The organism is Prosthecobacter sp. (assembly GCF_020439865.1).
In the GTDB taxonomy this organism is placed as follows: Bacteria; Verrucomicrobiota; Verrucomicrobiia; order Verrucomicrobiales; family Verrucomicrobiaceae; genus Prosthecobacter.
In genome coordinates, this window is the sequence record NZ_JAGRPF010000228.1 from 1 (window position 1) to 2,983 (window position 2,983).

The following is a 2,983-nucleotide window of genomic DNA, read 5'->3' on the forward strand; positions in this document are numbered from 1 at the left end:
AACGACTTCGCGCTCGGCTTCATCGAGAAGCACAAGGAGAAGCCCTTCTTCCTCTACTATCCGATGATCCTCACGCACAATCCCTTCCAGCCCACGCCGGACAGCGCGAACTACGATCCGACGATCAGCAGCGAGCAGAAGCTGCAGAATCCGAAGCACTTCGCCGACATGACCGCCTACATGGACAAGATGGTCGGCCGCATCGTGTCGAAGCTCGACGAGCTCGGCCTCCGCGACAACACGCTCCTCCTCTTCCTCGGCGACAACGGCACGAACAGCGGCATCACCAGCCGCTTCCAGGGCCGCGACTACAAAGGCGGCAAAGGCTCCACCAACGCGCACGGCACGCACGTGCCCTGCATCGCCAGCTGGCCGGCGGTCATGAAAAAAGGCCGCGTCTCCGCCGACCTCGTCAGTTGCGCCGACTTCCTGCCCACCATCTGCGCCGCCACGGGAGTCGAGGCGCCCGCCGGTGTCGATGGCGTCAGCTTTCTCCCGCAGCTCAAGGGCGAAACCGGCACGCCGCGCGAGTGGCTCTACATCTGGTACTCACCGCGCCAGAGCAAGGACATGACCGTGCGTGAATACGCCTTCGACCAGCGCTTCAAGCTCTACCGCACCGGCCAGTTCTACGACTTGAGCGCCGACGAGATGGAAAAGCAGGACCTCGCCGCCACCGCCCTCGCCAGCGACGCCGCCGCCGCGAAGGGGAAGCTGCAAGGCGCCCTCGACCAGTTCAAAGACGCGCGCCCCGCCGAACTCGACCAGCAGTTCCTCAACTCCGGTGCCGGCAAGGACAAGCCGGAGAAAAAGGGCAAAAAGAAGAAGGCGGAGTGATCAGGCAGAACTTTCCTGATCAGGCAACGGCGAACCGGAAACATTGCTGACACGACAGGTGCTATACAAGCCGTTGACTGCATCCGCTTGGTTAGGCCCCGGTTTTTTTTATCTCGGCTTTGTTTCTTTTTGGAGAGCGTTCATAAGCGCGCATCATCGCGTGTTGATAATGGTCAAGGCGCAGGTCCACCTCCATCAAAAAGTCGCGATCACGTCTAGTTCCAGCATTAACCATTGCTTCTCGGTGGATTCTCCGAGCTTCCGAGAGGAGCATTTCATACTCCGGGTTCATGCACGCATCTGCTGTTTCCCCAATCATTGATTCGTGAATCTCAAGCTGGCTCAAGATGCTAGAAAGCATATCTCTATAGCGACGCATCGCATGATTTACTGAATCTTCGCTGGAGGAGCCGTTAGATGTTATCGATTTGATCGCCGAGCGAAACTCTGCGCGGAGCTGACCTACTTCAGCCAACAGTATTCGTTGGAGGTCAGCATTTTGGTCCTGTGAAGCCTCAGGGAGCTTTGCTGGCTGCGACAGTGCAAGGAGTTTGACGATAGAGTTCACGCCCTTCCCCGATTTGTGCGCTTCAGCAGTCTCCTTGATCGTTGTCGCAATCTTGGTCTGATCCTCAATTACTTCGTGGTAGACCCTCTCCTTCCGATATTCCGTATAACGAAGAGGGGCGATATCAAAAATCTGGCGAGTGCCAGATTCTTGGATCAATGCGACAGGCTTATCAAATGCCTGTCTGAGAGCCAACTCAAAGAGAACATTTGGATTGGACGAGCTCAAATCACATAGCGCCATAGGGCATTCCAAAAGCTTCTGGAGAATGTCCAAATGAATAAAGTTGGACTGCTTAACATCGTCGGCACGAACAGCCTTGTAGCCCGCCTTCAAACACGCCGGCGTGATAATGTCAGTATAGACCCTCTGAAAATGGCCGCGTGGATAACCATCATGATCACTAATTGGCATGATCACGAAGCACTCAGGAAGGGGCGATGTAGGCGGCGGGGCAGGTGTCATGTAAAGATCTGTATGCGTTTCTGATGTTGGCCTAACGTGGTTTTTCATCAATTAATTCTGGGCGAATTAGATTTGCACACAGTTTTCTGGCGATTAACCGCGTTTGGTTGGGGCAAACGGAGACCGTTTAAGAGTAGAATGATTCGTGACTGAATTAGGTAATCGAAACAAACCAGTCTCTGGAGGACAGGCTCGGGTGCGGTTGGAGTGCAGACAAGGTGGATCGGCACCATAGGTAGACAGAAACCAGTCGCACCATCGTTCTCGGCGGCATGAAACACCTCTGGCTGATCCTTCTCCTCTGCGGTTCTTCGCTCTTTGCTGCGGAGCAGCGCCCGAATATCGTCTTCCTGATCTGCGATGATCTCGGTTATGGCGATGTTCATTGCCTGAATCCCGAGCATGGGAAGATCGCGACGCCGGGCGCGGACCGGCTGGCGTCGCAGGGGATGATCTTCACGGATGCGCATTCGGGTTCGTCGGTGTGCACGCCCACGCGCTATGGCGTGATGACGGGGCGCTACAGCTGGCGCACGAAGCTGCAAAGCGGCGTAGTGGAAGGTTTCGCGCCGAGTTTGATCGCGAAGGATAGGCCGACGGTGGCGGGTTTCTTGAAGAGCTCGGGTTATCACACGGCGGCGATCGGGAAGTGGCATCTGAATTTCGAATACCTCGATCCGAAAAGCGGCAAGCCTTACAGCGCGAAGGATTTCGATACGCCGCCGGTGGGCGCGAAGATCCCGGACGGGCCCGTCACGCGTGGCTTTGACTACTACCACGGCTTTCACCACGCACGCGACATGGAGGCGGTGATCGAGAACGACGCGGTCATCGAGCACGACGAGGTGGTGCACATGCTGCCGCGTCTGCGACGCAAGGCGGTGGAGTACATCGACTCGCGCAAGGGCCAGGAGCAGCCGTTCTTCCTCTACCTGCCGCTCGGCTCGCCGCACACGCCCATCGTGCCCGCGCCGGAGTGGCAGGGCCGCAGCGGCCTCGGCGATTACGGTGACTTCGTGATGCAGACCGATGACGTGGTCGTCGCCGTGTCGGAGGCGTTGGAGCGCAACGGCATGACGAAGAACACGCTCTTCATCCTCACCAGCGACAACG

3 protein-coding genes are annotated in these 2,983 nt (G+C 57.2%); 2 read left to right on the forward strand and 1 reads right to left on the reverse strand.

Going from position 1 to position 2,983, the window contains the following annotated elements; translation table 11 throughout:
- On the forward strand, positions 1 to 837 hold an 837-nt coding region (locus KDL09_RS24245), incomplete at its 5' end, for a sulfatase-like hydrolase/transferase (protein ID WP_294391207.1).
- A 91-nt stretch (positions 838 to 928) separates the two neighbouring features.
- On the opposite strand, the gene KDL09_RS24250 is transcribed toward KDL09_RS24245, so the two are convergent.
- Entirely contained in the window at positions 929 to 1,870 is a 942-nt protein-coding gene (locus KDL09_RS24250) for a hypothetical protein (protein WP_294391210.1), read from the reverse strand.
- A gap of 272 nt (positions 1,871 to 2,142) precedes the next feature.
- Here KDL09_RS24250 and KDL09_RS24255 point away from each other — a divergent pair.
- A partial coding sequence (locus KDL09_RS24255) for a sulfatase-like hydrolase/transferase (RefSeq protein WP_294391213.1) occupies positions 2,143 to 2,983 on the forward strand: 841 nt, incomplete at its 3' end.